We start from the raw sequence: 5,789 nt of genomic DNA on the forward strand, positions 1-5,789 counted from the left end.
TGGTTGCGGGGACAGGATTTGAACCTGTGACCTTCAGGTTATGAGCCTGACGAGCTACCGGGCTGCTCCACCCCGCGCCAGGGTAGATGACTTGTAAATGGGTTCTCATGAGAGACACGAACGTTTTGTGTTCACCGGCTTCAATGCCTGGCGACGACCTACTCTTCCATCGCTTAAGCGATAGTACCATCGGCGCAGTCAGGTTTCACGGCCGAGTTCGGGATGGGATCGGGTGGGGCACTGACGCTATAGCCACCAAGCAATGGAGCCGGTGAACAGCAAAAAGTTCGGGTTCTCTCGGGAAGCCCAGCGTGCGCTGGGCTCCCAAAATCGATGTCCGTGCATACCTATGTGATGATGTAGTTTGTTCAATCAGGCGTTGCATTTGATCATCCGCCATCGGTGACGTGCTGGTTTACCCAGGATTGTCATTGATGGTGGGACTCTCAAGCGCGAATAGAGCAATTAGTATCGGTTAGCTCCATGGATTACTCCACTTCTACATCCGATCTATCAACGTCATGGTCTCTGACGGCTCTATGAAATCTTATCTCGAGGGAGGCTTCCCGCTTAGATGCTTTCAGCGGTTATCCCGTCCATACATAGCTACCCTGCTGCGCTCTTGGCAGAACGACAGGTACACCAGAGGTATGTTCAACCCGGTCCTCTCGTACTAGGGTCAACTCCTCTCAAATTTCGACGCCCACGGCAGATAGGGACCAAACTGTCTCGCGACGTTCTGAACCCAGCTCACGTACCACTTTAATTGGCGAACAGCCAAACCCTTGGGACCTGCTCCAGCCCCAGGATGTGATGAGCCGACATCGAGGTGCCAAACAACCCCGTCGATATGAGCTCTTGGGGGTTATCAGCCTGTTATCCCCGGCGTACCTTTTATCCGTTGAGCGATGGCCCTTCCACGAGGGACCACCGGATCACTATGACCGACTTTCGTCTCTGCTCGACTTGTCAGTCTCGCAGTCAGGCGGGCTTATGCCATTGCACTCTAACAGACGGTTTCCAACCGTCCTGAGCCCACCATTGCGCGCCTCCGTTACTCTTTAGGAGGCGACCGCCCCAGTCAAACTACCCGCCACAGAGGGTCCCTGATCCAGTTTCATGGATCGAGGTTAGACATCAGAAACAAACAGGGTGGTATTTCACCTATGGCTCCACGTCAGCTGGCGCCAACGCTTCATAGCCTCCCACCTATGCTACACAGTTTCTTCCTAATGCCACTCTGAAGCTGCAGTAAAGGTGCACGGGGTCTTTCCGTCTAACCGCGGGAACCCCGCATCTTCACGGGGAATTCAATTTCGCTGAGCATGTCCTGGAGACAGTGGGGAAGTCGTTACGCCATTCGTGCAGGTCGGAACTTACCCGACAAGGAATTTCGCTACCTTAGGACCGTTATAGTTACGGCCGCCGTTTACCTGGGCTTCATTTCAGAGCTTGCACCCCTCCACTTAACCTTCAGGCACCGGGCAGGCGTCAGGCCCTATACGTCGTCTTGAAGCCGACTTAGCAGAGCCCTGTGTTTTTGCTAAACAGTCGCTACCCCCTGGCCTGTGCCCCCCAACAGAGCTTGCGCTTAGTTGGGGCCTCCTTCTTCCGAAGGTACGGAGGCAATTTGCCGAGTTCCTTCAGGACACTTCTCTCAAGCGCCTTGGTATACTCTACCTGACCACCTGTGTCGGTTTCGGGTACGGTCTATACGGTGGGGCTATTTCCTGGGACCTCTTCGAAGCCTTCCCAATCCAATAAGGGAAGACAACACACGAGATCCGTCACACACCACCAGGTCACGGAATATTAACCGTGTTCCCATCGACTACCCCCTTCGGGCTCGTCTTAGGGGCCGACTCACCCTGCGCGGATTAGCCTTGCGCAGGAACCCTTGGTCTTTCGGCGAAAGGGCATCTCACCCTTTTTATCGCTACTCATGTCTGCATTCGCACTTCCGATACCTCCACGACCCATTACCAGATCGCTTCACAGGCTTACGGAACGCTCCGCTACCGCGTACCATATAAATGGCACACCCTAAGCTTCGGTGCGTGTCTTGAGCCCCGTTACATCTTCGCCGCAGAACCTCTTATTTAGACCAGTGAGCTGTTACGCTTTCTTTAAAGGATGGCTGCTTCTAAGCCAACCTCCTGGTTGTTTTGGAAGTTCCACATGCTTTCCCACTTAGACACGACTTGGGGACCTTAGCTGTAGGTCAGGGCTGTTTCCCTTTTGACGACGGACCTTAGCACCCGCCGTCTGTCTCCCGGATATTACTCTTGGGTATTCGGAGTTTGGTTAGAGTTGGTAGGTCTCGCGACCCCCGCATCCATCCAGTGCTCTACCCCCCAAGGTATTCGTCCGAGGCACTACCTCAATAGTTTTCGCGGAGAACCAGCTATTTCCCGGCTTGATTGGCCTTTCACCCCTAAGCACAACTCATCCGGTAACTTTTCAACGTTAATCGGTTCGGACCTCCAGTGCGTGTTACCGCACCTTCATCCTGGTCATGCATAGATCGCCGGGTTTCGGGTCTAATACATCAAACTCTGGCGCCCTATTCAGACTCGCTTTCGCTGCGCCTACACCTAACGGCTTAAGCTTGCTTGATACATTAAGTCACAGACCCATTATGCAAGAGGTACGCTGTCAGGCCTCAAGGACCCTCCAACTGCTTGTAGGCAATCCGTTTCAGGTACTGTTTCACTCCCCTCATCGGGGTGCTTTTCACCTTTCCCTCACGGTACTAGTTCACTATCGGTCGCATACGAGTATTTAGGCTTAGAGGGTGGTCCCCCTATGTTCAGACAGAATTACACGTGTTCCGCCCTACTCGAGTCCTGATGTTTCATTTTCGCATACGGGGCTGTCACCCGCTATGGCCGATCTTTCCAAATCGTTCTGCTAATTCACCATCAGGCACTGGCCTGGTCCGCGTTCGCTCGCCACTACTAACGGAATCTCGGTTGATGTCTTTTCCTCCAGCTACTGAGATGTTTCAGTTCGCCGGGTTCGCCTCACGAAACCTATGTATTCAGTTAAGTGATACCTAACCCCATTTAGCGTCGCACCGAGTTGCCTCGATACGAAGTTAAACGGGATAGGTGGGTTTCCCCATTCGGAAATCGTGGGATCAAGGCCTGCTCACGGCTCCCCCACGCTTATCGCAGCGTGCCACGTCCTTCATCGCCTGTATGCGCCAAGGCATCCACGAATTGCCCTTACCTCACGCTTGAGAGTCCGCACCACCAATGACAATGCTGGGATCGACCCATGACGGATCGAACCAAAACTCGGCAGAGCAGCAAAGTCACAGTATCTTGGTGCGGATGATTAAAAATGCTCAGCCTGATTATTAAAGCGTTGATGCCGACCATTACGTCCTGACCGCGAGGCGAACCTCACTCCAAGATCGTTCCTGTCGAACCAACGCCGATATCACGGCATCGATTTTAAGAACCCATTCACAATGTCAAATAAGGGAGGCCAAAGCCTCCGTGTTCCGCCGAAGCGGAAGAGTTTTCTCTTCATCTCTAGGTTTTGGTGGCGAGTGGTGGAGCCTATCGGGATCGAACCGATGACCTGATGCTTGCAAAGCAACCGCTCTCCCAGCTGAGCTAAGGCCCCATACTCTTCAAAGCGCAAAAAGTGGTGGGCCTGGGTGGATTCGAACCACCGACCTCACCCTTATCAGGGGTGCGCTCTAACCAACTGAGCTACAGGCCCATGCCTCGCTCGCGCGCCCGTCAGTCACAGCAAAGCTGCGCCTTGTGGGCGCGCTTTTCTGCGCTGGCCGAGCTTGGCTGCGTGCGAATTAGCTTTGCTAATTCGTCTCGCGACCTGCGCTTAACCTAGTGATGAAGGGACATGAGGACGGCGGCAAATGTTCTTTGGAATGGAAGAAGCTCTTCCAACTGGCGAACCAGAAGGCGCTTTCTGCCGATATCCTTAGAAAGGAGGTGATCCAGCCGCAGGTTCCCCTACGGCTACCTTGTTACGACTTCACCCCAGTCGCTGAACCCACCGTGGTCAGCTGCCTCCTTGCGGTTAGCGCACTGCCTTCGGGTGAATCCAACTCCCATGGTGTGACGGGCGGTGTGTACAAGGCCTGGGAACGTATTCACCGCGGCATGCTGATCCGCGATTACTAGCGATTCCGCCTTCATGCTCTCGAGTTGCAGAGAACAATCCGAACTGAGACGGCTTTTGGAGATTAGCTCACCCTTGCAGGATTGCTGCCCACTGTCACCGCCATTGTAGCACGTGTGTAGCCCAGCGCGTAAGGGCCATGAGGACTTGACGTCATCCCCACCTTCCTCCGGCTTATCACCGGCGGTTCCTTTAGAGTCCCCAACTGAATGATGGTAACTAAAGGCGAGGGTTGCGCTCGTTGCGGGACTTAACCCAACATCTCACGACACGAGCTGACGACAGCCATGCAGCACCTGTGTTCCAGTCCCCGAAGGGAAGAGATCGGTCTCCCGAAATCGTCCGGACATGTCAAACGCTGGTAAGGTTCTGCGCGTTGCTTCGAATTAAACCACATGCTCCACCGCTTGTGCAGGCCCCCGTCAATTCATTTGAGTTTTAACCTTGCGGCCGTACTCCCCAGGCGGATAACTTAATGCGTTAGCTGCGCCACCGAAGCTCTAAGAGCCCCGACAGCTAGTTATCATCGTTTACGGCGTGGACTACCAGGGTATCTAATCCTGTTTGCTCCCCACGCTTTCGCACCTCAGCGTCAATACCAGTCCAGTGAGCCGCCTTCGCCACTGGTGTTCTTCCGAATATCTACGAATTTCACCTCTACACTCGGAATTCCACTCACCTCTCCTGGATTCAAGCGATGCAGTCTAAAAGGCAGTTCTGGTGTTGAGCACCAGGCTTTCACCTCTTACTTACAAAGCCGCCTACGTGCGCTTTACGCCCAGTAATTCCGAATAACGCTAGCTCCCTCCGTATTACCGCGGCTGCTGGCACGGAGTTAGCCGGAGCTTATTCTCCCGGTACTGTCATTATCATCCCGGGTAAAAGAGCTTTACAACCCTAAGGCCTTCATCACTCACGCGGCATTGCTGGATCAGGCTTTCGCCCATTGTCCAATATTCCCCACTGCTGCCTCCCGTAGGAGTCTGGGCCGTGTCTCAGTCCCAGTGTGGCTGATCATCCTCTCAGACCAGCTAAGGATCGTCGCCTTGGTGCGCTTTTACCACACCAACTAGCTAATCCTACGCGGGCTCATCCCTAGGCGATAAATCTTTGGACTTACGTCATCATCCGGTATTAGCAGTCGTTTCCAACTGTTATTCCGAACCTAAGGGTAGATTCCCACGCGTTACGCACCCGTGCGCCACTAAGGCCGAAGCCTTCGTTCGACTTGCATGTGTTAGGCATGCCGCCAGCGTTCATTCTGAGCCATGATCAAACTCTCAAGTTTATGTCACAAAACCATCGCAGTGGAATTCCACGATAATCTCGCTCATCTCAAGGAGCCGCTCTGCACAATATCTTTCAGACGACCCGCGCAGTTCGAAAACCGCATGGACCGTCCATTACGTATGGATACGTGAAGGACATATGAGAACGACTTAGCTTTAACCGAGCTACCAACGCCTTGAAAACGTTGGACCCGGAGCCGCCGCCCACATGTCCCTTCATCTAAACCGACAATGTCAAAGAGCGCAAAATACCGACGCTAAGGAAATGCCCTCTTTTCAAAGAGCCCCTCGGCGCCGACAATTTGGTGACTGCAGAAGCGAACCGTCCGGTCCGTCGCTGCGGTG

General features: G+C 53.8%; 3 tRNA genes and 3 rRNA genes. All 6 read right to left on the reverse strand.

Going from position 1 to position 5,789, the window contains the following annotated elements:
- Window positions 1-77, reverse strand: a tRNA-Met gene (locus IE187_RS20955).
- Window positions 78-145: 68 nt separating this feature from the next.
- Window positions 146-260, reverse strand: a 5S ribosomal RNA gene (gene rrf / locus IE187_RS20960).
- A 185-nt stretch (window positions 261-445) separates the two neighbouring features.
- A 23S ribosomal RNA gene (locus IE187_RS20965) occupies window positions 446-3,241 on the reverse strand.
- A 316-nt stretch (window positions 3,242-3,557) separates the two neighbouring features.
- Window positions 3,558-3,633 (reverse strand) — tRNA-Ala (locus IE187_RS20970).
- Window positions 3,634-3,655: 22 nt separating this feature from the next.
- A tRNA-Ile gene (locus IE187_RS20975) sits at window positions 3,656-3,732 on the reverse strand.
- Between the two features lie 226 nt (window positions 3,733-3,958).
- A 16S ribosomal RNA gene (locus IE187_RS20980) occupies window positions 3,959-5,443 on the reverse strand.
- The 16S, 23S and 5S rRNA genes sit together here with 3 tRNA genes alongside, the layout of an rRNA operon.
- Window positions 5,444-5,789 lie beyond the last annotated feature (346 nt).

The organism is Sphingomonas glacialis (assembly GCF_014653575.1).
GTDB classification, from domain to species: Bacteria; Pseudomonadota; Alphaproteobacteria; order Sphingomonadales; family Sphingomonadaceae; genus Sphingomonas; species Sphingomonas glacialis.